This window comes from Cellulomonas sp. P5_C6, from assembly GCF_054049635.1.
Map to the genome: position 1 here is coordinate 1 of NZ_JBFULZ010000026.1, position 23,206 is coordinate 23,206.

The window sequence follows — 23,206 nt, forward strand, 5'->3', positions numbered from 1 at the left end:
GGCCTGGGCGACCTGGGGTCGAACTTCGGCACGTCCGAGCCGCAGTGGGCCGGCGCGGCGGGGGCCACGCTGCTGGCCGAGGCCGCGAGGCGGGTCCGCGAGGCCGGGTTCGTCATCGGCAACGTGGCGGTCCAGGTGATCGGCAACCGGCCCAAGGTCGGTCAGCGGCGCGCGGAGGCCGAGGCGGCGCTCTCGGCGGCCGTGGGCGCACCCGTGAGCGTCTCGGCGACGACGACCGACGGCCTCGGGCTCACCGGTCGCGGCGACGGCGTCGCGGCGATCGCGACGGCGCTGGTCGTCGCCGGCTGACGCCTCCGCGTGCTGCCCAGCAGCACGCCGGCGACCACCAGGGCCCCCCACGCCAGCTCGGTCGGCGACGTCCGCTCCCGCAGCAGCAGCCACGACGCGGCGATGCCGACGACGGGCACCAGCATCGAGAACGGGGCCACGGTGCTCGACGGGTGCCGGCCCATGAGGGTGGTCCACAGGCCGGAGCCCACCAGGGTGGCGACGACGACCGTGAACAGCAGCCCGCCGATCGCGAGCAGCCCCTGCGTGCTGCCGAGGTCCTGGAACGACGCCGTGATCCGGTCCGGCCCCTCCAGGGCGAGGGACAGCGCCAGCATGGGCAGCGGCGGCACCACCGACATCCACAGCATCAGCCGGAACGGCTCGCCGGACTGCGCCTGGACCGCGCGCCGGTTGCCCAGGTTGCCGACGGCCCAGCCGAGCCCACCGGCGAGCGTGAGCAGCACCGGGACGAGCGTCGCGCCGCCCGCGAGGCCCGCCCGGTGCGCGGCGATCCCGCCGAGCCCGGCGACGGCGAGCAGGATCCCGGCGCCCTGCCGCGCGGTGATCCGCTCCCGCAGGAACACCCCGGCCAGGACCACCGTGAACGGTGCCGACGACTGCAGGACCAGCGACGCGAGCCCCGTCGGCATCCCGGACGACATCGCGAGGTAGAGGAACACGAACTGCAGCACGCCGAACCCGAGGCCGTACAGGACGATCCAGCGCCAGGGTGCCGTGGGCCGGGGGACCAGCAGCAGGGTAGGGATCGCGATGAGCGTGAACCGCAGCGCCACCAGGAAGAACGGCGGGAACTGCTGCAGCGAGAGGTGGATCGCCGGGAAGTTGAGGCCCCAGCAGACCGCGACGAGGGCGGCGAGCAGGCGGTCGCGGGTGGGCATGCCTCCGAGCATGCGGTCGGCTCACCGTGCAGCACCAGCGAAAGATCATGACAGGACGATGTAGCGTCGCTGCATGGATCCCCGAGCGCTCGAGACCCTGCGGACCGTGGGCACGCAGGGTGGTGTCACGGCCGCGGCCGCGGTGCTGCACCTGACCCCGTCCGCGGTGTCCCAGCAGGTCGCGGTGCTGCAGCGCGAGGTCGGCGTGCCGCTCACCGAGCGGATGGGCCGCGGGCTGCGGCTCACGCCGGCGGGGGAGGCGTTGGCGGCCGCGGCGGTCGACGTCGCCGTCGCGCTCGAGCGGGCGCGGGCCGCGTGCGACGAGTTCCTCGCCCGGCCGCAGGGCGTGGTGCGGGTGTCGGCGTTCCAGAGCGGCGCCCAGCTGCTGCTGCCGGCGCTGCTCACGCGGGTGGCCGCGATCGACGGGATCACGCTGGAGTGCAGCGACGAGGACGTCGCCCAGGACGACTTCGTGGCGCTGACCGACCGGATGGACGTGGTGATCGCGCACCGGCCCGACGGCGGGGCCGGCTGGGCGGGCGGCGACGCCGTCCGGGTGGTGCCGCTGCTGCGCGAGCCGCTCGACGTCGCTGTCCCCCTCGACCACCCGCTGGCCGACCGTGACCACGTGCGCCCGGAGGACCTGCGGGACCTGCCGTGGATCGCCGTGCGGGAGGGCTTCCCCGTGGCGACGGTGCTGGGTGCGGTGGCCGGCAACCCGCGGATCGTGCACCGCGTCAACGACTTCCACGTGGTCGAGGCCCTGGTCGCGGCCGGGCACGGGGTCTCGCTGCTGCCCCGCTACACCTTCGGCGGCGGAGCGCACGTGCGGCTCGTGCCGCTGGCCGGGGTGCGTGCCGGCCGCCGGATCGACGCGCTGCTGCGGCGCGACCGGGCCGAGCGGCTGGTGGTCCGCCGGGTGCTCGACGAGCTGCGCGCCCTGGCTGCGGAGATCGGCACGGCCTGATCCCGGCGTGTGCGGGCAGGTCGGCGGCGCGTCCGAAATCTGGGCTGGCGTCCGGTTGGGCGGCCGGGTACCGTCCCGGGCGTGACACAGTCGTCGGAGGCCAAGACCGAGAGGCTCCCCGTGGTGGGAGCGCTCACGAACCCCCATCTGCCCCACCGGGAGAACGGGGTCCAGGCCGTCCGCGTTCGCGTCCGCGTGCCGCTCGAGGTGCTCGAGGCCACGAGCGCCGGGCTGCGCGACCTCGACGACCAGCAGCGCCGCGAGATCACCGGGACGCCGCCGCCGCTGCCGTTCTGAGGACGCCTAGGGCACGAGCACGATCTTGCCCGACAGGTGTCCGGCCTGGCCGACGCGGTGGGCCTCGGCGACCTCCGACAGGGGGAAGGTCCGCGCCACCCGCACGTCCAGGGAGCCGTCGGAGGCCAGCTCGGCCAGCTGCGCCCGGGCCGCCTCCCGGATCGCCGTCCCGGGGTCCGCGCCCGGCCCGCCGCCCAGCGCCTTGATGCCCAGCTGGCCGGCCCGCCGGAAGCCCGCGATCGTCGCGATCCGGCCGCGGTCCTCGACCAGCGCGACTGACGTGTCCAGGGCCTCGTCCGTGCCGACCGTGTCGATGGCGACGGTGACGGGTCCGGTGCTGCGGACCGCCTCGTGGACCCGGTCGAGCAGACCCTCGCCGTAGGCCACCGGCGTCGCGCCCAGGTCCTCCAGGTCGGCGTGCCCGGAGGGCGAGGCGGTGGCGATCACGCGGGCGCCGCGCAGGATGGCGAGCTGGACCACCATGCGGCCGACGCCGCCCGAGCCGCCGTTGACCAGCACCACGTCCCCGTCGTGGGTCGCCGTGGCGGCCAGGGTGTGCACCGCCGTCGTCCCCGCGAGCAGCAGGCCGGAGGCCGCCGGCCAGTCGAGGTTGGGTGGACGGCGGACCGTCACCTGCTCCGAGACCACGATGCGGTCCGCGTAGCCGCCGGAGACGCGCCAGGCGATGACCTCGTCACCGGGGGAGAGCCAGCGCACCGACGGTCCGACGGCGACGACGACGCCGGACACCTCGTAGCCCAGCCGGAGGGGAAGCTTGGCCGGGTCGGCGCCGTACAGGCCGGCGTACCCCTTCCAGTCCGTGGGGTTGACGCCCGCCGCCCGCACCTCGACCAAGACGTTGCCCGGACCGGGTTCACCCGGATCGGCGTCGATGAGGCGAAGGACTTCGGGCCCGCCGTACGCGGTGGCGACGACGGCTCTGCTGGTGAGGGCCACCGGCACACTCTGCACCTGTCGCCCGGTGCAGGGCCAGAGCGGGACCGGGCGACGCAGTGGTATCACCCCTGCGGGTGACCGTCAGGCGACCGGGATCCACACCCGCATCGTCGACGGGCCGCGGTTGGCCCACTGGTGGTACGGGACGAGGGTGACGTCCGCCGACCACCCGTCCGCGGTGCCGGCGGGCGAGCCGGAGCCGTAGGGCCACGGCTCGTCGTCGGACGCGCTGCCGACGAGCGTCGCGTGCACCTGTCCGTCGACCTCCCGGACGCCCGCGGCGAGGTCGAGCCGGAGGGTGCCGAYGTCGGTCCCGCCGACGTCGACCGACTCGACGCACAGCACCTCGGGTCCCCGCTCGACGACGACGCACCCGCGTACGGCGTCGATGCGGGGGTCGGCCACCGAGACGCGCGGCTCCACCGGCAGGTGCAGCTCGACCACGTCACCGGCGGCGAACCGGCGGTGCACCGAGACCGTCCCGGCCGGCGCCGGCTGCTCCCCGTCGGGCGTCCGTAGCGTCGCGCCCTGCGCCCACGCCGGCACCCGCAGGGTCAGCGTCCAGGGCCGCTCCTCGGTGGCAGCCACGGTCACCCGGACCACGCCGTCGCGCGGGTAGGCGGTGTCGACGTCCAGCTCGACGCGGCGCCCGTCGGGCAGCGTCGTGCGGATGCGGGCCGGAGCGTACTGGTGCAGCTGGAGGCCGTCGTCGTCCGTGGTCGCGACGTAGGCGGCGAGGCTGGCCAGCGTCCGGGCGACGTTGGGCGGGCAGCACGACACCGCGAACCACGGCGCCCGCAGCGACGACGAGGCCCGGGGGCTGGCGACGTCGTCCGGCGGGACCGTGCCCGGGCGGCGCTGGTGCAGCGTGTTGGTGTAGTAGAACGCCGTCCCCTTCGCCGACGGCGACGTGGCCACGACGTTGTAGAGCGTGCGCTCGACCAGGTCGGCGTACCGCGGCAGCCCCTGGGCCAGCAGCAGGCGCCAGGAGAACATCACCGAGCCGATGCTCGCGCACGTCTCCGAGTAGGCACGGTCAGGCGGCAGCTCGAAGTCGTCGCCGAACGACTCGCCCTCGTGGTGCGACCCCTGGCCGCCGGTGACGTAGGTGCGCCGGGCGACCGTGTTCTCCCACTGGGTGGTCAGCGCGTCGAGCAAGTCCTCGTCGTCGGTCTCCACCGCGACGTCGACCGCGCCCGCGGCCAGGTAGTTGGCCCGCACGGCGTGCCCGCGCAGGACGGTCGCCTCCCGCACCGGCACGTCGTCCTGGTAGTAGGCGCGGCCGAGCTCGATGTCCGGCAGGGTCCCCGTGCCGCGGCGCTCGACGAACAGCGCGGCCTGGTCCACGTACGCCCGCTCGCCGGTGAGCCGGCCCAGCTCGGCGAGCGCCGGCTCGATCTCGGCGTGCCCGCAGACCGACGCGATGCCGTCGGGCCCGAACGCGGCCACCACGTGGTCGGCCGCGCGGCGGGCGACGGTCAGCAGCCGGTCGTCGTCGGGACGCGTGCGGGCCCGGGCCACGGCAGCCTGGAACAGGTGGCCGAAGCAGTACAGCTCGTGCCCCCACTCGAGGTCGGAGTACCGGGGGCGCTGACCCGGCCGCCCGAACGTGGTGTTCAGGTAGCCGTCGGGCTCCTGCGCCGCCGCGACCCGCGCGACCAGCGCGACGAAGCGGGCGTCCAGGTCCTCGTCGCCGGTGCGACCGATCTCCCAGGCCATGGCCTCCAGCAGCTTGTAGACCTCGGAGTCGGAGAACTCCCGGCCCTCGCGGCCGCCCGCCAGCGTGCCCGAGGCGGCGGCGTCGAAGTTGCCGATCCACCCCTCGCGCTCCATCCAGTGCTCGATGTGCGCCAGGCTCGCGTCGCCGTTGACCGCCTGCCGGTCGGCCCAGAAGCCGCCGGTGATCCGGACCTCGTCGAGACCGAGGGGACGCAGGGCGCCGCGGGTGGGTGCGACCGGCGTCGCTCGTGTCGTCGTCATGGTCGTCATCCCTTGAGCGCGCCCGACATGAAGCCGCGCACGTAGTGTCGTTGGAGCAGGAGGAACAGCACGATGCAGGGCACGGCGAGCACGACCACGCCGGCCTCGGTGGCGCCGTAGTCGACGACGCCCTGGACCTGGACGCGCAGGTTGGCCACCGCGAGCGGGAGCGTCAGCTTGTTCGAGTCGTTGATGAGGATCAGCGGCGCGAAGAAGTCGTTCCACGCGGCCAGGAAGGCGAACAGGCCCACCGTGATCAGGCCCGGTCGGACCGCCGGCAGCAGCACCCGCCACAGGGCGGAGAACGTCGAGCAGCCGTCGACCATGGCCGCCTCGTCCAGCTCGCGCGGCACGGACTCGAACGAGATCCGCATCATGAACGTGGAGAACGGCAGCTGGAACATGGTGAGCACGAGCGCGACGCCGACCAGCGAGTTCTGCAGCCCGATGCTGTTGAGCAGCACGTACAGCGGGATCAGCAGGGTCGCGTACGGGACCATGAGGATGGCCAGCGTCAGCAGGAACAGGGCGTTGCGGCCGGGGAACCGGAACCGCGCGAACGCGTAGCCGCCCAGCGTCGAGATGAGCAGGGTGAGCACGACGCACAACCCGGAGACGAACACCGAGTTGGCGAGGTACTGCCAGATGCCCGCCTGGTAGTGCGCGAGCGTCACGTAGTTGCCGAAGCCCCAGCCGTCGACCTGTCCGGTCCCGGGGTGCGGGGAGACCGACGAGAACGCGGTCCAGACCAGGGGGAACAGGAACACGACGGCGATGGCGCCGGAGAACACCCAGAACGGCGTGCGCAGGGCCAGCCCCGCGATCGTCGTCGGCGGAGCGGTCCTCGTGACTGGCTCGAGCGGTAGCTCGGCGTCGGGGTGGTTGCGAACTCCTGCGATGGTCATCGTCGGCCCCTCAGCTCTCGTCCGAGCCGCGGAACGCGCGCAGCTGGACGACGTTGATGACCACGAGCGCGGCCAGCACGATCACCGAGAGCGCCGCGGCGACGCCGAGGTCGTTCTGGCCCTGGAACGCCACCGAGTAGATGAGCTGGACCACCGTGATGGTGCTGTTGTCCGGACCGCCCTTGGTGAGGATGTAGAACTGCTCGAACGCCAGCAGCGAGCCGGTGACGCACAGGATCGTGGTGAGGGCCAGCGTCGGCTTCAGCAGCGGGATCGTGATCCGCGTGAACGTGTGCCGACGGTTGGCGCCGTCCATCCGTGCCGCCTCGTAGATCTCGCTGGGGATTGCCTGCAGGCCCACCAGCATGAGCAGCATGTAGAAGCCGGCGTACCGCCAGACGATGAGGAACAGGGTCGACGCCAGCGCCGCGTTGGGCGTGCCGAGGAAGCTCCACCCCATGCGCTCCATGAAGGGCGCGAGCGGGCCGGCCAGCGGCGAGTACAGGACGTAGAACAGCAGCGACGCCGACGCCAGGCCCAGGGCGCTCGGCACCAGGAACGAGGTGCGCAGGAAGCCCTTCCAGCGGGTCGACTCCTGCACCAGCAGCGCGAGGCCGAGGCCCAGGGCGATGAGCAGGACGGTCGCCAGGACCGTGTACTTCAGCGTGAACAGCACCGAGTCGACGAAGAACCGGTTCTGCACGGCGTTCACGTAGTTGTCGGGGAAGTTGATCCCCTGGTCGCCCGACAGCAGCGGCCACTTCGAGGCGCTCATCCGGAAGACGAGGACGAGCGGGACGAGGAAGAGGACGGCGACGAACAGGGCCGTCGGCGACGCGTACGCCCAGCCGCGCAGGGTGTGGCTGCGACGGGGCTTGCGCAGGGGTGGGGAGGTGGCCGTCTGTGCGGTCATCGGTGGTGCCTCTCGTGCGGGTGCGGTTCGTCGGACGACGAGGTGGGGTGCCGCCGTGCCCTGCGGCACCCCACCGTCAACGGTCCTACTGCTGCTGCGACAGCACCGACGTGATCTCGTCGTTGTCCGTGTCGACCGAGCTGCCGTCACCGAGCACCGCGTTGCGCACCAGCGTGAGCCAGGGGCTGTTCGGCGCGTTGAAGGCCTGCTGGAAGTTCAGCGAGACCGGGGTGTCTCCCTTGCCCGCGACCTCGTTGATCGTGATGAGGCGGGGGTCCTTCGAGGAGTACTCGTTGTCCGCCAGGTCGCTGCGCGAGACGACGTCGTTGTCCTTGGCCAGCACCTGCACCTGGGCGTCCTCGGACATCATCCACGAGAGGAAGTTCCACGCCTGGGCGGCGTTCTTGGAGTCCTTGGAGACGCCGATGCCGTCACCGCCGACGAACGTGGACGCGCCGCCCTTCGGCCCCGGGATGCCGGCCACGCCGACGTCGAAGCCCGTGGTCGACGACAGCAGGGTGGCCGGGTAGAACATCTGGCCGACCTTGCCCTCGGTGAAGCCCGCGGTCCACGTCGGACCGGCCTCGTCCTTGGAGGACGGGAGCACGGCGCCCGAGTCCCACATGTCCTTCCAGTCCGTGTAGATCTCCTTGGCCGTGTCGCTGTTGAGCAGCGACTCCGTGCCCTCGGCGTTCATGACCTGCTCGCCGTCGGCCCAGACCGACGGGAACCACGTGAACACGAGGCAGCCGCCGCAGTTGAGGCCGGTCGCCGTGCCGTAGGTGTCCGGCTTGTTGAGGGCCTGGATCGCCTTGGCGTTCGCGACGTACTCGGTCATGTTGGCCGGCGGGGTCTCGGGGTCGAGCCCGGCCTCCTTGTAGAGGTCCTTGTTCCAGAACAGCATCGACAGGTCCAGCACGAACGGCAGCACGTGCTCCTTGCCGTCCTGCGTGCCGGCCGTGAGGTGGCCCTTGTTGATCGCGTCCTTGTACGGCAGGGCGTCGATCTGGGCGGTCAGGTCCTGGAACAGGCCCTGCTTGACCCAGTTGGGCACGTAGACGATGTCCGCGGCGAACAGGTCCGGCAGGCCGTCCGAGCCGGCCGCGGCGCCCACCTTGGCCACGTAGTCGTCGTTGGGCACGACGGTGAGCTCGACCTGGTTCTTGTGCGACTCGTTGTACGCCGCGACCAGCAGCTTGGCCTGCTTCTCCAGCGGTGCGCGGGTCCACAGGGTCAGGCTCGTGCCGTCGTCGGTGCCGTCCGTGCCGGCCGTGACGTCCGCCGTGGCGCCGCCGCTGCTGGTGTCGTCCTTCGCGCTGGTGCATGCCGCGAGGCCGACCAGCAGGCCGGCCGTCACGACCCCGGCGGCCAGGCGGGTGCCTGCCGACCGGGTGCGGGTGATCCTCATGGGGCTCTCCTCGTGCTCTTCGTCGAGCGGGTGCCGTCGTCGGCACCCCAGGGGTCATGGGGCGAAACCCTTATCGGTCCGTCGACATCGGGTGGGCCTGACAGTCGAGCTCGCACCGACCACGCAGCGCCGTGAACTGCACGCCCGTGCCTCGGTCAGCGAACAGACTGATTCCCGAAACTCGCCGAAAAGGTTTTCTGAAGATAGTTCGGGGACTGGTGGCGCGTCAACGGGGTAGGGCGGTTACAGTTCGATCACGAACCGGAACGAGCACGCACGGCGACGCCGCCGTCAGCACACCTGGAGGTCGGCCCGTGGCACGCACCGAGCCCGCCCGCCCGGTGACGCTCTCCGACGTCGCCCGGCTCGCGGGCGTCTCCGTGGCCACGGCGTCGAAGGCCCTCAACGGTCGTGACCAGGTCAAGGACTCCACCCGCCAGCGCGTCGTCGAGGCCGCGGACCGGCTCTCCTTCAGCCCGAACCCCCTCGCCCGCGGGCTGCTGGCCGGACGGACCGGCACGGTGGGACTGCTCACCAGCGACCTCGAGGGCCGGTTCGTCATCCCGATCCTCATGGGCGCGGAGGACGCGTTCGGGGCCGGGCAGGTCAACGTGTTCCTCTGCGACGCGCGCGGCGACACCATCCGCGAGCAGTACCACCTGCGTGCCCTGCTGAGCCGCCGCGTCGACGGGCTCATCGTCGTGGGCCGGCAGACCGACCCGCGCCCGTCCCTCGGGCACGACATCCCGGTCCCGGTGGTCTACGCCTACGCCCCGTCCGACGACGCCGCCGACCTGTCGATCACCCCCGACAACGTCAGCGCCGGCCGGATCGCCGTCGAGCACCTGGTCGCGACCGGGCGGACCCGGATCGCGCACATCACCGGCGAGCACGCCTACGCGGCGGCCCGCGACCGGGCGGCCGGCGTCGTCACCGCCCTGCACGGGGCCGGCCTCGAGCTGGTGGGGGACGTCATGTACAGCGAGTGGTCCGAGCGGTGGGGGCGCGACGCCGCCGCGATGCTGCTGGCCCGGCACCCCGACGTCGACGCCGTGCTGTGCGGGTCGGACCAGATCGCCCGCGGCGCGCTGGACACCGCCCGGGACCTCGGCCGGTCCGTGCCCGGTGACCTGGCCGTCATGGGGTTCGACAACTGGGAGGTGCTGACCACCAACGCCCGGCCCGAGCTGACCAGCATCGACGCCAACCTGCAGCAGCTCGGTCGCACCGCCGCGCAGCGCGTGTTCGCCGCCCTCGACGGCGTCGACATCGGCTCCGGGACCGAGTACGTGGGCGGGCGGCTGGTGATCCGCGGGTCGACCGTGGCGCGGCGGTAGGTAGGGCTACGCCCCTGGTTGTCTACCCGCGCGAGGCTTGCGCCCCGGGTTGTCTACCCGCGCGAGGCTACGCCGCGCGGCGCACCCCGCTGCCCAGCAGCCGGTCCAGGTACGGGTTGCTGAACACGCCGTCGGGGTCGGCGGCGGCGCGCACGCGCTGGGCGTCGGCGAACCGGGGGTACAGCGCCCCCAGCTGCTCGGCCTCGAGCCAGTGCATCTTGCCCCAGTGGGGACGACCGCCCACCTGCGCGACGATCCGCTCGACCGCAGTGAAGTACCGCGCGTAGGGCAGGCGCACGTACTGGTGCACGGCGACGTACGCGGTGTCGCGGCCGTGCGCCGTCGACAGCCAGAGGTCGTCGGCGGCGGCGAAGCGCACCTCGACCGGGAAGGGCACGCGCTCGCCGGTGTACTCGATCCACGAGTCGATCTCCTGCAGCACGCGCACCAGCTCGTGGCGCGGGACGGCGTACTCCATCTCGCGGAACTTCACCCGGCGCGGGGAGACGAAGACGTCGGCCGAGGGGGCGGTGTAGCGCCGCGAGCTGAGCACCCGGGCGGCGAGACCGTTGATCGAGGGGGTGGTCGCGGGCATCAGGGTGGCGACGCCGTTGGTGAGCGAGAAGACCGCGTTGGACAGCAGCTCGTCGTCCACCCAGCCGCGGACCGGGTTGAGCGGCCGGACGACGTCGTCGGCCACCCGGTTGTTGCGCTTGGTCAGCGCCCGACGCGTGTGCGGGAACCAGTAGAACTCGAAGTGGTCGTTGCCCTCGACGAGCCCGTCGGGGCCGTCGAGCTGCTCGAGCACGGCGTCCAGGGCCCAGGGCTCCTCGCGGGCCTCGAGGCGGTAGGCCGGGACGACCTCGAGCGTCACGGCGGCGAGCACGCCGACGCTGCCGAGGCCCAGCCGTGCCAGCTCGAACAGCTCGGGCTGCTGGGTGGCGGACGTCTCGATGACCTGGCCCGATGCGGTGACCAGGCGCACGCCGACCACCTGCGTGGCCAGCCCGCCCAGGCCGGCGCCGGTGCCGTGCGTGCCGGTCGAGATCGCGCCCGCGATCGACTGCTTGTCGATGTCGCCGAGGTTGCGCATGGCCAGACCGTGGTCGGCCAGGAGCGCGTTGAGGGCGCCGAGTCGGATCCCGGCCCCGACCGTGACGTGCGTGGTGCCGTCCGGCTGGGGCGCGACACGCTCGAGTGCGTCGAGCGAGTCGAGGCGCAGATGCACCCCGTCGGTGACGGCCACGGGGGTGAAACTGTGGCCGCCGCCCACCGCTCGGACACGCAGTCCGTCGGCTGCTCCCTTTCGTACTGTTGCGACCAGTTCGTCCAGGTCACGAGGGTGCAGCACACGCTGCGGCGTCGCGCTCGCGGTGCGTGCCCAGTTCTGCCAGGCGCCGGTGGCCGGCAGTCGTCCCATAGGACGAAGGGTCGTACTGGTCGATTGTCCAAGTCAAGTGCGCCAGGTCCTTGACTATCGTGACTAGGGATATTGAACTGTGCACTGGGGGAGGCGTCGGCCTCACTCACCGGTGGTCGCTCGGCCGGTGGGGCCGTCGCACGAGGGAGGGGACCCTTCATGAACCGCTTGCCTGTGGCCGAGAGGCGCGAGCAGCTGATCGAGGCTGCGCTCGCCGTCGCGAGCCGTGACGGCATCGACGCTGCCACCGTGCGCGCCGTCGCCGCTGAGGCGCGGGTGTCGCTGGGGGTCGTGCACTACTGCTTCCAGGACAAGGACGAGCTGCTGCGCGCGATGGCGCACGCCATCACGTCGGCCAACCTCGAGCGCAGCCTCGGCGACCTCCCGCAGGAGCTGGCCGACCCCGAGAGCGTCATCGTGGCCGTCATCGACGCGCTCTGGTCCGGCATCAAGGCGTCCCGCGGTCCGCAGCTGCTCAGCTACGAGCTGACCACGTCGTCGCTGCGGCACCCGGAGCTCAACCAGGTCGCCATCGAGCAGTACCGGGGCCAGTGGGCCGCCGCGGAGCAGGTCCTCGAGCTCGTCGAGCGCGCCGCCCACGTCGGCTGGCGCGTCCCCCGCGCGGCGCTGGCCCGGACCGTCGTCGCCGTGGTCGACGGCTTCTCGCTGGCCTGGCTCGTCGACGGCGACAGCGAGACGGCCCGCGAGGGCCTGCAGGGCTTCGGCCGGTTCCTCATGACGGTCGCGGTCCCGTCCGAGGTCGAGTCCGTCGACGTGCTCGAGCCCGCACCGACGACCACCTCGTGAGCGACGCCCTGCCCACGCCGGTCGTCGCCCGGCGCGCCCGGCTCGCCGTGTCGCTGGGGTTCGCCGCGCAGGGCTTCGTCTTCGCGATGATCCTGACCAGCCTGGACTCGTTCAAGGACCGCTACGGCATCGACGACCTGACCATCTCGGCCGTCATCCTCGGCGTCTGTCTCATGGCCGGCCTGGGCACGGTCGTCGCCGACCGGGTCGCTCGCACGCCCGGCGGCAGCCGCGCGGTCCTCGGCGCGGGCCTGGTGGTGGTGTCCGCGGCCGTCGTCGTCGTCGCCGTCGCCCCCACGTTCGCGATCCTGGCCTGCGGCTTCGCCCTGTACGGCGTGGGTCTCGGCATGGTCGACGCGGGGACGAACATGCAGGCCGTGGCCATCCAGGGCGTCTACGGGAAGTCGCTGCTCACGGGGTTCTACGCCTCGTGGTCGGCCGGCGGGATCGTCGGCACGCTACTGATCGCCGTCTCCACCGGGCGCATCTCCACCGACCCGGTCGCGTTCACGCTGCTGCTGGGCACCGTCGTCGCCGCCGTGGTCGCGGTCGTGGTGGGCCGGCTCGCATGGCGCGAGGCCGTCGCGCCCGCCGGCGCCGCCCCGACGCCCGCCGCGCCGCGCATCGACGTCGTCAAGCCGGTGATCCCCTGGGGGCCGCTGCTGCTCCTCGGGCTCGGCGTCGTCGCGTACTACGTCAACGACCAGGCGGTCTCCACCTGGAGCCCGATCTTCATGCACGAGGTGCTCGACACCACGGGCACGATCACCAAGCTCGGGTACGCGGCCTACCTGGCGATGACGCTGGTCTCGCGCCTCGCCGGGGACCCGTGCGTCCGGCGCTGGGGCCGTGCACCCGTCGTCCGGGTCGCCTCGCTGGTCGGTGCCGCCGGCCTGCTCCTCGTCATCACCAGCCAGGCGGCCGGGCAGGCCGTCCTCGGGTTCGCCGTCGCCGGCGCCGGCCTGGGCCTGATCGCCCCGCTCTGCTTCTCGTCCGCCGGTGAGCTGGCGCCCGGGCACGCGGACGCGGTGGTCGCGCGGCTGAACGGCTTCAACTACGTGGGTGCTGTCCTCGGCGGTGTGTTCGTCGGGGTCATCGGCAGCCAGTCCAACCTCCGTTGGGGCTTCGCGGTGCCTGCCGTCCTGGTGATCGCCGTCGCGGTGTTCGCGGGTCGATTCGGCGTCGTGAAGCGCGACGAGGCCCCCCTGACCGCTGGAGCAGATGCATGACCCGCACCCTCGGCGATCGCCTCGACGAGGCGACGCACGACCTTCCCGCGCCCCTCGCCGTCGTCGACCTCGACGCGCTCGACGCCAACGCCGCCGACCTGGTCCGCCGGGCGGGCGGGACCCCCGTCCGCGTCGCCAGCAAGTCCGTGCGGGTCCGGCACGTGCTCGACCGCGTGCTCGCGCTGCCGGGGTTCGCCGGAGTCATGGGGTACTCGCTGCGCGAGGCGATCTGGCTGGTCGGGCAGGGTGTCGACGACGTCCTGCTGGGCTACCCGACGGTCGACGCGGGCGCCCTCGACGCGCTGGCCGCCGACCCCGCCGCCGCGGCCGCGATCACGCTCATGGTCGACGACGTGGCCCAGGTCGAGCTGGCCTCCCGCGCCGCGCAGGCCCACGGCGCCACCCTGCGGCTGTGCCTCGACGTCGACGCCTCGCTCAAGGTGCGCTTCGGCCCGATCGCCGCCCACCTGGGGGTCCGCCGCTCGCCCGTGCACTCCGCCGCCGACGCGGGCGCGCTGGCCGCCGCGATCGCCGCGCGCCCCGGGGTCGACGTGGTCGGCGTCATGTTCTACGAGGCCCAGGTGGCCGGCCTGCCCGACTCGTCGCCCGCGGTCCGCGCCGTCAAGCGCCTCTCGATCGCGGACCTGGCCACCCGCCGAGCCGCCGTCGTCGCCGCCGTCGAGGCCGCCGCSGGCCACCCCCTGACGCTGGTGAACTCCGGCGGCTCCGGCTCCGTGGCCTCCAGCGCCGCCGACCCCGTCGTCACCGAGGTCACCGCCGGCTCGGGCCTCTTCGTGCCCACGCTCTTCGACGCCTACCGCTCGTTCACCCCGCGGCCCGCCGCGTTCTTCGGGCTCGACGTCGTGCGGATCCCCGCGCCGGGGTTCGCCACGGCGTTCGGCGGCGGCTACATCGCCTCCGGCCCGGCCACCAAGTCCCGTCAGCCGCGACCCGTGTGGCCCGCCGGGCTGGCCCTGACCAGCCGCGAGGGCGCCGGCGAGGTGCAGACGCCGATGCGCCTGTCCGGGGGAGCCGATCTGCGCGTCGGCGACCGCGTGTGGTTCCGGCACGCCAAGTCGGGCGAGGTCATGGAGCGGTTCGAGCAGGTCCACCTGGTCCGCGGCACCTCCATCGAGACCACGGTCCCGACCTACCGCGGCGAGCAGAAGACCTTCGGCTGACCTAGAAGGCAACGTCCGAGCACCTACGGGCTGGAGCCCCTACCTGCTCGGACGGTGCGGCAGGTGGATCGCCAGCGTCCGCGCAACTACGGGCTGGGGCCCTTACCTCCTCGGACGTTGCGGCCGGTGGATCGCTGGACCCCTACCTCCACGGACGTCCGCGCTCGTGCGGGGTGGGAGCCGATCGGGTGCGGACGTTGCGGGCCGGGGAGGGCGGACGTCCGCGCTCCGGCGGGTCAGGGGCCGATCGAGTGCGGACGTCGGGGCCTCACACGCGCCGGCGCAGGGGCTCGGGGCGTGTGAAAGGCGGGAGGGCGGCGCGCCGGTAACCTTGGCGCGTGACCCTGCGCCTCTTCGACACCGCGACCCGGACGGTGCGTGACTTCGTCCCGCTCGTGCCCGGAGAGGTCGGCATCTACCTGTGCGGCGCCACGGTGCAGGCGCCGCCGCACATCGGGCACCTGCGCTCGGCCATCGCGTTCGACGTGCTGGTCCGCTGGCTGCGCCGCACGGGGCACCGCGTGACCCTGGTCCGCAACGTCACGGACATCGACGACAAGATCCTGGCCAAGGCCGCCGACGCCGGCCAGCAGTGGTGGGCCTGGGCGACGACGAACGAGCGTGCCTTCACCGACGCGTACGACGCCCTCGGCGTCCTCCCGCCCAGCCACGAGCCGCGGGCCACCGGGCACGTGCCGGCGATGATCGAGCTGATGGACCGCCTGGTCGAGACCGGCCACGCGTACACGACGGGGTCCGGCGACGTCTGGTTCGACGTCCGCAGCTACGCCGAGTACGGCGCGCTGACCAACCAGCGGGTCGAGGACATGGTCCCGGCGCCCGACGGCACGGTCGACGACACGGCCAAGCGCGACCCGCGGGACTTCGCGCTCTGGAAGGCCGCCAAGCCGGGGGAGCCGGCGACGGCGGCGTGGGACACCCCGTTCGGTCGCGGCCGGCCGGGCTGGCACCTCGAGTGCTCGGCGATGGCGCAGCGCTACCTGGGCGACACGTTCGACATCCACGGCGGCGGCCTCGACCTGCGCTTCCCGCACCACGAGAACGAGCAGGCCCAGTCGCGCGCGGCGGGCTACGGGTTCGCCCGCTACTGGCTGCACAACGGCTGGGTCACGCAGGGCGGCGCCAAGATGAGCAAGTCGCTCGGCAACGGGCTGCTGGTCACGGTCGTGCTGGCCAAGGAGCGGGCGTCGGTGCTGCGCTACGCCATGACGGCCGTGCAGTACAGCTCGATGCTCGAGTGGACCGACGACACCCTGCGCGAGGCCGAGGCCACGTGGGACCGGCTGGCCGGCTTCGTCGAGCGCGCCGCGGAGAAGGTGGGGGTGGCCGACGACGCGGAGGTGGCGACGGTCGCCCTGCCCGCCGAGTTCGTCACCGCGATGGACGACGACCTCAACGTCCCGGCCGCGCTCGCCGTGGTGCACGAGCACCTGCGGACCGGCAACTCCGCCCTCGCGCGCGGCGACCTTGCCGAGGCACGCGAGGCGATGGTGGTGCTGCGGGCCATGCTCGACGTGCTCGGCCTCGACCCGGGCGGTCCGCAGTGGCGGGCGCACGGCGGCGACGCCCGGTACGCGCGTGCGCTCGAGGCCGTCGTCGCCGGCGAGCTGGAAGCCCGCGCCCAGGCCCGGGCGGCACGCGACTTCKCCACGTCCGACGCGATCCGGGACCGCCTCGCGGCGGCCGGCGTCGTCGTCGAAGACTCACCGACGGGTGCGCGGTGGTCGCTGGCCGCCCGCACGGAGGACTGATCCGGAGTGCAGCGGGGGTGGGTGTCGCGGAGCAGCACCCGCCCGCAGCGGAGCGCAGGAACCGTCCGACAACTGAAGACCACGACGAGCAGGAGGGCTGAGCCCCGCGCAGGCGGGCGGCTCAGCCCCACACGAATGGAGAACTGAACATGGCCGGAAACTCAGAGCGTCGCGGGGCCGTCCGCAAGGGCAGCTCGAAGAAGGTCGCCAGCGCGGGCACCGGCGGCAAGAACCGCCGCTCGCTCGAGGGCCGGGGCCCGACGCCCAAGGCGGAGGACCGCGAGTACCACCCGGCGCACAAGGCGAAGATCGCCGCCGAGCGCCGGGCAGTCGCCGGCACGCGCGGGACGTCCGGGCGCCAGCAGGCGTCAGCGAGCCGCAGCGCCGCCGGGTCCAAGGGCGGCCGCAAGAGCTCGACGCACGAGATCGTCTCGGGCCGCAACAGCGTCGTCGAGGCGCTGCGCGCGGGCATCCCCGTGTCGACGGTGTACATCGCCTCGCGGCTCGAGGGCGACGACCGCACGCGCGAGATCATCTCCGCCGCGGGCAACTCGAACTACCCGCTGCTCGAGGTCAGCCGCGCCGAGCTCGACCGCCTCACCGACGGTTCCGTGCACCAGGGCGTCGCCATCCAGGTGCCCCCGTACGCGTACGCGGACGACGACGACCTCCTGGACGCGGCCGCTGAGTCGGACCGCCCGGCGCTCATCGTCGCGCTCGACGGCGTGACGGACCCCCGCAACCTCGGTGCCGTGCTGCGGTCGGCCGGGGCGTTCGGCGCGCACGGCGTGCTGGTGCCCGAGCGGCGCGCGGCAGGCGTGACGGCCTCGGCGTGGAAGGTGTCCGCCGGCGCCGCGGCGCGGGTCCCGGTCGCGCGCGTGACCAACCTCGTGCGCACGCTGCAGGGGCTCAAGGCGGCCGGCGTGTTCGTCGTCGGCCTCGACGGCGGCGGCGACGTGCAGATCACCGACCTGCCCTACGCGACGGACCCGCTGGTGCTCGTGGTCGGGTCCGAGGGCAAGGGGCTGTCGCGGCTGGTCCGCGAGCAGTGCGACGCGATCGCGTCGATCCCGATCGCGTCGGCCGTCGAGTCGCTGAACGCCGGCGTCGCCGCGGGCATCGCGCTGTTCGAGGTGGCCCGCCAGCGCGCGGTGTGAGACGTCGGCTCAGCCGATGAGCTCGTCGTCGTCGATCTGGTCCGGGCGGACGCGCGGGATCATGTCGGTGTCCGGGATCTCGCCCGCCTGCACGCCCAGCACCGCCTGCTCGTCGGGCCGCGAGGGAAGGATCGTCTTCACGTAGCTCTTGGCGGTCTGCTTCATCGGCACGTCGTGGCCCGCCTGCTCGGACAGGAACCAGCGGTGGTCGAGCAGCTCGTGATAGATCTGCGCCGGCTCGAGCTTGCCGCGCAGGTCACGCGGGACGGCGCGGACGGCGGGCTCGAAGATCTCGGTGAGCCAGTCGTGCGCGACGAACGACTCGTCGTCCCGCTGGCGGTCGGTGGCGGCGCGGTACTCGTCGAGGTCGTTGAGGAGCCGGCGGGCCTGGTTCTCCTGCACGTCGAGGCCGGTGAGCCGCATGAGCCGGCGCGAGTGGTGCCCGGCGTCGACGACCTTCGGCTGGATGCGCACGCTGGTGCCGTCGACGTCGGTGGTGATGTCGAGCTCGCCCACGTCGAAGCCCAGGTCGTTGAGCCGGTCGATGCGGGCCTGCACGCGCCAGCGGTCCCCGAACGTGAACGACTCGGACTCGGTCAGGGCCCGCCACAGCTCCCCGTACCGCTCGGCCAGGGCGTCCCCGATGGCCACGGCGTCGACGTCCTCCTCGAGGAACTCCCCGGCCTGCAGGTCCATGAGCTCGCCGATGATGTTCACGCGCGCGACCTCGAGGTCGTAGCCGCGCTGCCCGTCGCTCAGCTTGTCGTGCAGGTCGCCCGTCTCGGCGTCGACCAGGTACGCGGCGAACGTCTCGGCGTCCCGGCGGAACAGGGTGTTGGACAGCGACACGTCGCCCCAGTAGAAGCCGGCCAGGTGCAGCCGGACCAGCAGGACGGCCAGCGCGTCGATGAGCCGGGTGGCGGTGTCGGGGCGCAGCGCCTGGCTGAACAGCGCACGGTACGGGAGCGAGAACTGCAGGTGCTGCGTGATCAGCACGGCCTCGAGCGGCTCTCCGTCGGGATCGCGGCGCCCGGTGATGACGCCGACGGGCTCGACGGACGGGACGTCGAGGCGGCGCAGCTGGCGCAGCAGCTCGTACTCCCGGTAGGCCACGGTCTCGCCGATCTCCTTCACCGCGATGACCCGGCCCGACATCTTGGCGAACCGCACGATGTGCCGGGAGATGCCGCGGGGAAGGGCGGCGAGGGTCTCGGCCGGCCAGTCCTCGAGCGGGACGTCCCACGGCAGGTCGAGGAGCGCGGGGTCGGGGGAGGCCGCGGTGATCTGGAGGCGCTGCGGCGTCGGGCTCATGGGCTCGATCCTCTCAGAGAACCCCGACAGGTCCCGGTCGGAAAACCACAGGGCGGCGTCGGCCGGAGCCGACGCCGCCCTGTGGAGGGACGTGCTGAGGTCAGACGGCCATGCGCTCGCCCGAGCCCGCGTGGAAGAGGTGCGTCTCGCCCTCGCGGAGGCGGATGAAGATCGTCTCGCCCTTGCCGGGCACCTGACGCGGGTCGACGCGCACGATGACCTGGGCGTCGCCGGCACCGGAGTGCACGGCGTCCGCGCGGCCGAACTCGTTGGTGAGCGAGCCGTACACGAACGCGTCGGAGCCGAGCTCCTCGACGATGTTGACGATGATCGGGATGCCGTCCGGCGTGCCCTCGGGCACGACGTCGACCGACTCGGGACGGAAGCCGACCGTGATGTGGTTGCGGTCGTCCTCGGTGAACTGCCCGATGACGGAACGCGGCACGGCGACGCGGGCGCGGCCGAGGTTCGCGGTGCCGTCGAGCACCGGGAAGGTGCCGATGTTCATGGCCGGCGAGCCGATGAAGCCGGCGACGAAGACGTTGGCCGGGGTGTCGTACATGTCGCGCGGCGTGCCGACCTGCTGCAGGAGGCCGTCCTTGAGGACCGCGATGCGGTCACCCATGGTCAGGGCCTCGGTCTGGTCGTGCGTGACGTAGACGGTGGTGACACCGAGACGACGCTGCAGCGACGCGATCTGCGTACGGGTCTGGACGCGGAGCTTGGCGTCGAGGTTCGACAGCGGCTCGTCCATGAGGAACACCTGGGGCGAACGCACGATGGCGCGGCCCATGGCGACGCGCTGACGCTGGCCACCCGAGAGGGCCTTCGGCTTGCGGTCGAGGTACTGGGAGAGGTCGAGGATCTTGGCAGCCTCCTCGACGCGCTGGCGGATCTCCGCCTTCGGCGTGCCGGCGATCTTGAGCGCGAAGCCCATGTTGTCGGCGACCGTCATGTGCGGGTACAGCGCGTAGTTCTGGAACACCATCGCGATGTCCCGGTCCTTCGGCTGGACGTCGGTGACGTCGCGGTCGCCGATGAGGATGCGGCCCGCGTTGACGTCCTCGAGGCCCGCGAGCATGCGGAGCGAGGTGGACTTGCCGCAACCGGAGGGGCCGACGAGGACGAGGAACTCGCCGTCCTCGATGTGCAGGTCGAGCGCGTCGACCGCGGGGCGCTCGGTGCCCGGGTAGACCCGGGAGGCCTTGTCGAAAGTGACCGTTGCCATGGCTGATCAATCCCTTCACCGGCAGGTACGTGCCGGACGATCCGTAGTGAAGAGTGTCAAGAGTGTCCTCGATGACACGGACTCTGGAAGAGGGAATCCCCCGTCGCCCGCGGTCATCATGCCATACCGGGGTGGACCGTCCACACCGCGGAGTGACGTTGCACACGTTCAGCCGACCACCGACGAGCCTCCCGAGGTGGTCACGACGAGCATGCCCGCCGCGGTGCTGACCCAGACGTCGTCCCTGTCCCGGACCCCCGCCGCGCGGCCGCTCCAGCCCGCCGCGCCGTCGTCGAGCGCGTAGGTGCGCAGGGTGCGGTCCGAGGAGATCGCGACCAGCCGTACGCCGTCGGTGGCCACGTCGACGACGACGGACCCGTCGTCGACCAGCGACGGCGGCGCGGCGCGGCGCCAGATCTCGCGCCCGGTGCGGGCGTCGAGGGCGACCACCCCGGCGCCGGTCGCCGCGTACAGGCGGCCGTCGAGCAGGACGGGTCTGCCGACGACGTCCTTCGCCCGCCAGAGGCTCGCGCCGGTGGCCCCGTCGAGGGCGCCGAGTCCGGCTTCGCCCGACAGGGCCCCGACCAGCTCGATCCCCGCGGCGCTGCCGTCGTCGACCGACGGCACGACGAGGGTGTCGGCGGTGACTCGTCGGGTGCCGTCCGCCAGCACCAGCTCGGTCGTCGCCTCGCGGGCCTCGAGCCAGCTGTGCAGCGTCGTGGCCAGGGCACCGGTGCGCCCGCGCGTCACGGCGCCGCCGACCACCTCGTCCAGCCGAGTGCGCAGGCGGCCGTCGACGCCGACGAACCACGCGGTGCCGCCGGCCTCCAGCAGCACCCCGTCGGGCTCCCCGGTCAGGGAGGTCGGCGCGACGTACTGGCCCCCGTCACCCGCGTCGACCGGGTCGATCGGGTGTACCGCCGGCAGCGGGAGGGTCCAGGCGGCCGTGCCGTCGGGCCGCGTCGCGCGCAGGGTCCAACGGACGTCTTCGCCGGACCGGGCGCTCGTCGCCGTGACCAGCAGCGCGCGCGTCGTGGCCCAGAGCAGCCCCTCGGGGCGGCGTTCGTCGACGACCCGGCCGTCGGCGGCCCGGACCACGACCAGCTGGGTGACCACCGGCTGGTCGGTGACGCTGCCGGGGGAGAGCTCGCCGGCCACGCACGCCACCCGGTCCGGCCGGCGCGGGTCGTCGCCGAGCGGCTCGCAGGCGACGAACGCGACGCCCGACGGCGGCACCACGCCCTCCGCCACCGGCACGCTCGACGTCCAACGGGCGGTGCCGTGGGCGCGGTCGACGTCGCGCAGCTCGATGCGTCCGTCGACGACGGTCCCGCCGACGAGGTGGTCACCCACCCGGGACCAGCCGACGAACCCGTCCGCGGGCGCCTGCCAGAGGGTCCGCACCGGCCCGGCGACCGGCAGCAGTACGCCAGGCAGGGCACGGACGGCCTCCAGGCGGGCACGCGCGCGGGCGTCGACCACCCCCTGGACGACCACCAGGCCGAGCACGGCCACGGCGGCGACGAGGCCCACGACGAGACCGGGGCGGCGGGACCGCGGCGCGCGGGGCAGCGGACCGTCGAGGTCGTCCTCGAGCGCAACCGTCTGGAGCCGACCCGCCATGGCCGGAGCGTAGGGGCTGTCAGCCGACGACCACGCCCGACCCGTCGAGGAACCGGACCAGCAGCCGGCCGGCGTACTCGGTGACCTGGTCGACCCCGCCGGGATCGCGTGCCAGGAGGCGCGCGACGTCGGCGGCGCGGGCCGGCCGGCCGTCGGCGAGGTCGAGCCCCCGCAGCGTGTGGTTGGCGGTGACGACGATGACGAGGGTGCCGTCCGTGCCCAGGTAGACGGGCGGGGAGCCGATGCTCGCGTGCCACCGGACGGCGCCGGTCTCCGCGTCCTGGGCGAGCACCTCGAGCCCTCGGGCGACGTAGACGACGCCGTCCACCAGCAGGGGGTCGCCGGCCGTGCCCTCCGTGCGCCAGAGCTCCTCACCGCTCGTCGCGTCGCGGGCGACGATCGTGCTGCCGCCCCGGCCTCGCCGGCCGTCCCGGTCGTCGGAGAGCAGGACGACGTCCGGCGCCGTCCCGTCGTCCACCGCGAGCAGGGCGGGCGACTCGCCGACCGCCACGCGGGTGCCGTCGCGGGTCACCAGGACGGCGGCGGGGACGGCGAAGGTCTGCCACGGCGACCAGACCAGGGTGTCGGCGCGGGCGAGCTCGGCCCAGCCGTCGGTCGCCACGGTGAGGTCGCCGCGCGGAGTGCCGTCGGTGGCGAACAGCCACGCGTGACCGCTGTCGGTGAGCAGCACGCGGGTCTCGTCGCTGGTCAGCTCGGCCGCCGACCGGATGACGTTGTCGCCGACGCGGACCTCGTGCAGCGCGGGCACCACCGGCGTCGTCCGGCGCCACGCCACGGAGCCGGTGGTGGGGTCGGCTGCGGTCAAGGTCCAGCGCACGCCGCCGCCGTCGTCGGTGCGGGGCTGGGCGACGACCAGGTGCGAGTCCGCGACGGACCACAGCGAGCCCGGCTCGAGCGTCGGCGTCGCCAGAACCGTGCCCCGGGTCGGGTCCAGCACCAGCAGTGGCGTCGGGGCACCCCCGTCCGCCGTCGGCGAGACCTCGGCGGCGCAGACCGCGCGGGGCGCGTCGGCCGTCGTCGACAGCGCGGAGCAGCGGACCCAGACCGAGGGGAACTCGGAGCGACCCACCGGCGGGAGCGCGGAGTCCAGCGAGAACGGGACCGACCACAGCACCGCCCCCGTGTCCGGGTCGGTGCCGCGCAGGTCGACGCCGCCGGAGTGGTAGCGGGCGCCGATGGCCCACTGCGCGGTGGCGTCACCCGCGAGCAACGTGCCCGCGCCGGCACCCCACTCCCAGAGCTCGGCGGGCGGGTCGTGCAGCGGGCTCAGCACCCCGGGGACGTCCGCCAGGTACGCCAGGCGTTCGCGCTCGTGGGTGTCCACCGCGGACTGCGCGCTGACCAGTGCCAGTGCCAGCAGCGCGACGGTGCCGGTCACCGCCAGGGCGTGCCGGCGCAACCAGACGGGCAGCGGAGAGGAGAGCGCCGCGCCGTCGAGCACCCCGGCATCGTCCAGCTCATCGAGCTCGACCGGTGCGAGGTGCCCGGGGTGCAGGCTCATGG

Annotated in this window: 19 protein-coding genes and 1 pseudogene; 9 read left to right on the forward strand and 11 right to left on the reverse strand. The window is 73.3% G+C overall.

The window, feature by feature from the left end; all coding sequences use genetic code 11:
* Positions 1-12: 12 nt before the first annotated feature.
* Positions 13-237, forward strand: a pseudogene (locus ACXJKG_RS04880) (2-C-methyl-D-erythritol 2,4-cyclodiphosphate synthase); the annotation flags it as partial.
* On the opposite strand, the gene ACXJKG_RS04885 reads toward ACXJKG_RS04880, so the two are convergent.
* Positions 162-1,190 carry an EamA family transporter gene (locus ACXJKG_RS04885; RefSeq protein WP_456844639.1) on the reverse strand — a complete coding sequence of 343 codons (1,029 nt, stop codon included), beginning with the start codon at positions 1,188-1,190 and terminating at the stop codon, positions 162-164. The pseudogene ACXJKG_RS04880 and the gene ACXJKG_RS04885 overlap by 76 nt on opposite strands.
* Positions 1,191-1,263: 73 nt before the next feature.
* Between ACXJKG_RS04885 and ACXJKG_RS04890 the strand changes: the two genes are divergently transcribed.
* Both ACXJKG_RS04890 and ACXJKG_RS04895 read left to right on the forward strand, forming a co-directional pair.
* A complete protein-coding gene (locus tag ACXJKG_RS04890; protein ID WP_456844640.1) occupies positions 1,264-2,157 on the forward strand; it encodes a LysR family transcriptional regulator in 894 nt (297 codons plus the stop codon).
* A gap of 81 nt (positions 2,158-2,238) precedes the next feature.
* Positions 2,239-2,454, forward strand: a complete 216-nt coding sequence (locus ACXJKG_RS04895) for a hypothetical protein (RefSeq protein WP_456844641.1) — start codon at positions 2,239-2,241, stop codon at positions 2,452-2,454.
* A gap of 6 nt (positions 2,455-2,460) precedes the next feature.
* On the opposite strand, the gene ACXJKG_RS04900 is transcribed toward ACXJKG_RS04895, so the two are convergent.
* The 5 genes from ACXJKG_RS04900 to ACXJKG_RS04920 all read right to left on the reverse strand — a co-directional run bounded on the left by ACXJKG_RS04900 (position 2,461) and on the right by ACXJKG_RS04920 (position 8,617).
* On the reverse strand, positions 2,461-3,411 hold the full coding sequence (locus tag ACXJKG_RS04900) for an NADP-dependent oxidoreductase (RefSeq protein ID WP_456844642.1): 951 nt from the start codon (positions 3,409-3,411) through the stop codon (positions 2,461-2,463).
* Between the two features lie 81 nt (positions 3,412-3,492).
* On the reverse strand, positions 3,493-5,400 hold the full coding sequence (locus ACXJKG_RS04905) for a glycoside hydrolase family 127 protein (protein WP_456844643.1): 1,908 nt from the start codon (positions 5,398-5,400) through the stop codon (positions 3,493-3,495).
* Positions 5,397-6,296: a carbohydrate ABC transporter permease gene (locus ACXJKG_RS04910; RefSeq protein ID WP_456844644.1), complete on the reverse strand. Its 900-nt coding sequence runs from the start codon at positions 6,294-6,296 to the stop codon at positions 5,397-5,399. The genes ACXJKG_RS04905 and ACXJKG_RS04910 overlap by 4 nt, the downstream gene beginning before the upstream one ends.
* A 10-nt stretch (positions 6,297-6,306) precedes the next feature.
* A complete protein-coding gene (locus ACXJKG_RS04915; protein ID WP_456844645.1) occupies positions 6,307-7,209 on the reverse strand; it encodes a carbohydrate ABC transporter permease in 903 nt (300 codons plus the stop codon).
* A gap of 85 nt (positions 7,210-7,294) precedes the next feature.
* Positions 7,295-8,617, reverse strand: a complete 1,323-nt coding sequence (locus ACXJKG_RS04920; RefSeq protein WP_456844646.1) for an ABC transporter substrate-binding protein — start codon at positions 8,615-8,617, stop codon at positions 7,295-7,297.
* A 314-nt stretch (positions 8,618-8,931) separates the two neighbouring features.
* On the opposite strand from ACXJKG_RS04920, the gene ACXJKG_RS04925 reads away from it, so the two are divergent.
* Positions 8,932-9,954: a LacI family DNA-binding transcriptional regulator gene (locus ACXJKG_RS04925; protein ID WP_456844647.1), complete on the forward strand. Its 1,023-nt coding sequence runs from the start codon at positions 8,932-8,934 to the stop codon at positions 9,952-9,954.
* A gap of 67 nt (positions 9,955-10,021) precedes the next feature.
* Here the strand turns inward: ACXJKG_RS04925 and ACXJKG_RS04930 are convergent, their stop codons facing one another.
* The gene (locus ACXJKG_RS04930; protein ID WP_456844648.1) at positions 10,022-11,374 is read right to left on the reverse strand and encodes a D-arabinono-1,4-lactone oxidase; all 1,353 of its coding nucleotides are present in this window, start codon (positions 11,372-11,374) and stop codon (positions 10,022-10,024) included.
* A 159-nt stretch (positions 11,375-11,533) separates the two neighbouring features.
* Here ACXJKG_RS04930 and ACXJKG_RS04935 point away from each other — a divergent pair, with 159 nt between their 5' ends.
* From ACXJKG_RS04935 to rlmB, 5 genes are all read left to right on the forward strand, one after another.
* Positions 11,534-12,181: a TetR/AcrR family transcriptional regulator gene (locus tag ACXJKG_RS04935; protein ID WP_456844649.1), complete on the forward strand. Its 648-nt coding sequence runs from the start codon at positions 11,534-11,536 to the stop codon at positions 12,179-12,181.
* Positions 12,178-13,410: an MFS transporter gene (locus ACXJKG_RS04940; protein WP_456844650.1), complete on the forward strand. Its 1,233-nt coding sequence runs from the start codon at positions 12,178-12,180 to the stop codon at positions 13,408-13,410. The genes ACXJKG_RS04935 and ACXJKG_RS04940 overlap by 4 nt, the downstream gene beginning before the upstream one ends.
* Positions 13,407-14,591, forward strand: coding sequence for an alanine racemase (locus tag ACXJKG_RS04945; RefSeq protein WP_456844651.1), 1,185 nt, complete (start codon positions 13,407-13,409; stop codon positions 14,589-14,591). The genes ACXJKG_RS04940 and ACXJKG_RS04945 overlap by 4 nt, the downstream gene beginning before the upstream one ends.
* A 338-nt stretch (positions 14,592-14,929) precedes the next feature.
* Entirely contained in the window at positions 14,930-16,363 is a 1,434-nt protein-coding gene (gene cysS, locus ACXJKG_RS04950; protein ID WP_456844652.1) for a cysteine--tRNA ligase, read from the forward strand.
* A gap of 149 nt (positions 16,364-16,512) precedes the next feature.
* A complete protein-coding gene (gene rlmB / locus ACXJKG_RS04955; protein WP_456844653.1) occupies positions 16,513-17,520 on the forward strand; it encodes a 23S rRNA (guanosine(2251)-2'-O)-methyltransferase RlmB in 1,008 nt (335 codons plus the stop codon).
* 9 nt (positions 17,521-17,529) lie between these two features.
* On the opposite strand, the gene ACXJKG_RS04960 is transcribed toward rlmB, so the two are convergent.
* From ACXJKG_RS04960 to ACXJKG_RS04975, 4 genes are all read right to left on the reverse strand, one after another.
* On the reverse strand, positions 17,530-18,831 hold the full coding sequence (locus ACXJKG_RS04960; protein ID WP_456844654.1) for a DUF4032 domain-containing protein: 1,302 nt from the start codon (positions 18,829-18,831) through the stop codon (positions 17,530-17,532).
* Positions 18,832-18,931: 100 nt separating this feature from the next.
* On the reverse strand, positions 18,932-20,059 hold the full coding sequence (locus ACXJKG_RS04965; RefSeq protein ID WP_456844655.1) for an ABC transporter ATP-binding protein: 1,128 nt from the start codon (positions 20,057-20,059) through the stop codon (positions 18,932-18,934).
* A gap of 168 nt (positions 20,060-20,227) precedes the next feature.
* The gene (locus ACXJKG_RS04970) at positions 20,228-21,682 is read right to left on the reverse strand and encodes an outer membrane protein assembly factor BamB family protein (RefSeq protein WP_456844656.1); all 1,455 of its coding nucleotides are present in this window, start codon (positions 21,680-21,682) and stop codon (positions 20,228-20,230) included.
* Between the two features lie 19 nt (positions 21,683-21,701).
* On the reverse strand, positions 21,702-23,204 hold the full coding sequence (locus ACXJKG_RS04975; protein WP_456844657.1) for an outer membrane protein assembly factor BamB family protein: 1,503 nt from the start codon (positions 23,202-23,204) through the stop codon (positions 21,702-21,704).
* Between the last annotated feature and the right edge of the window lie 2 nt (positions 23,205-23,206).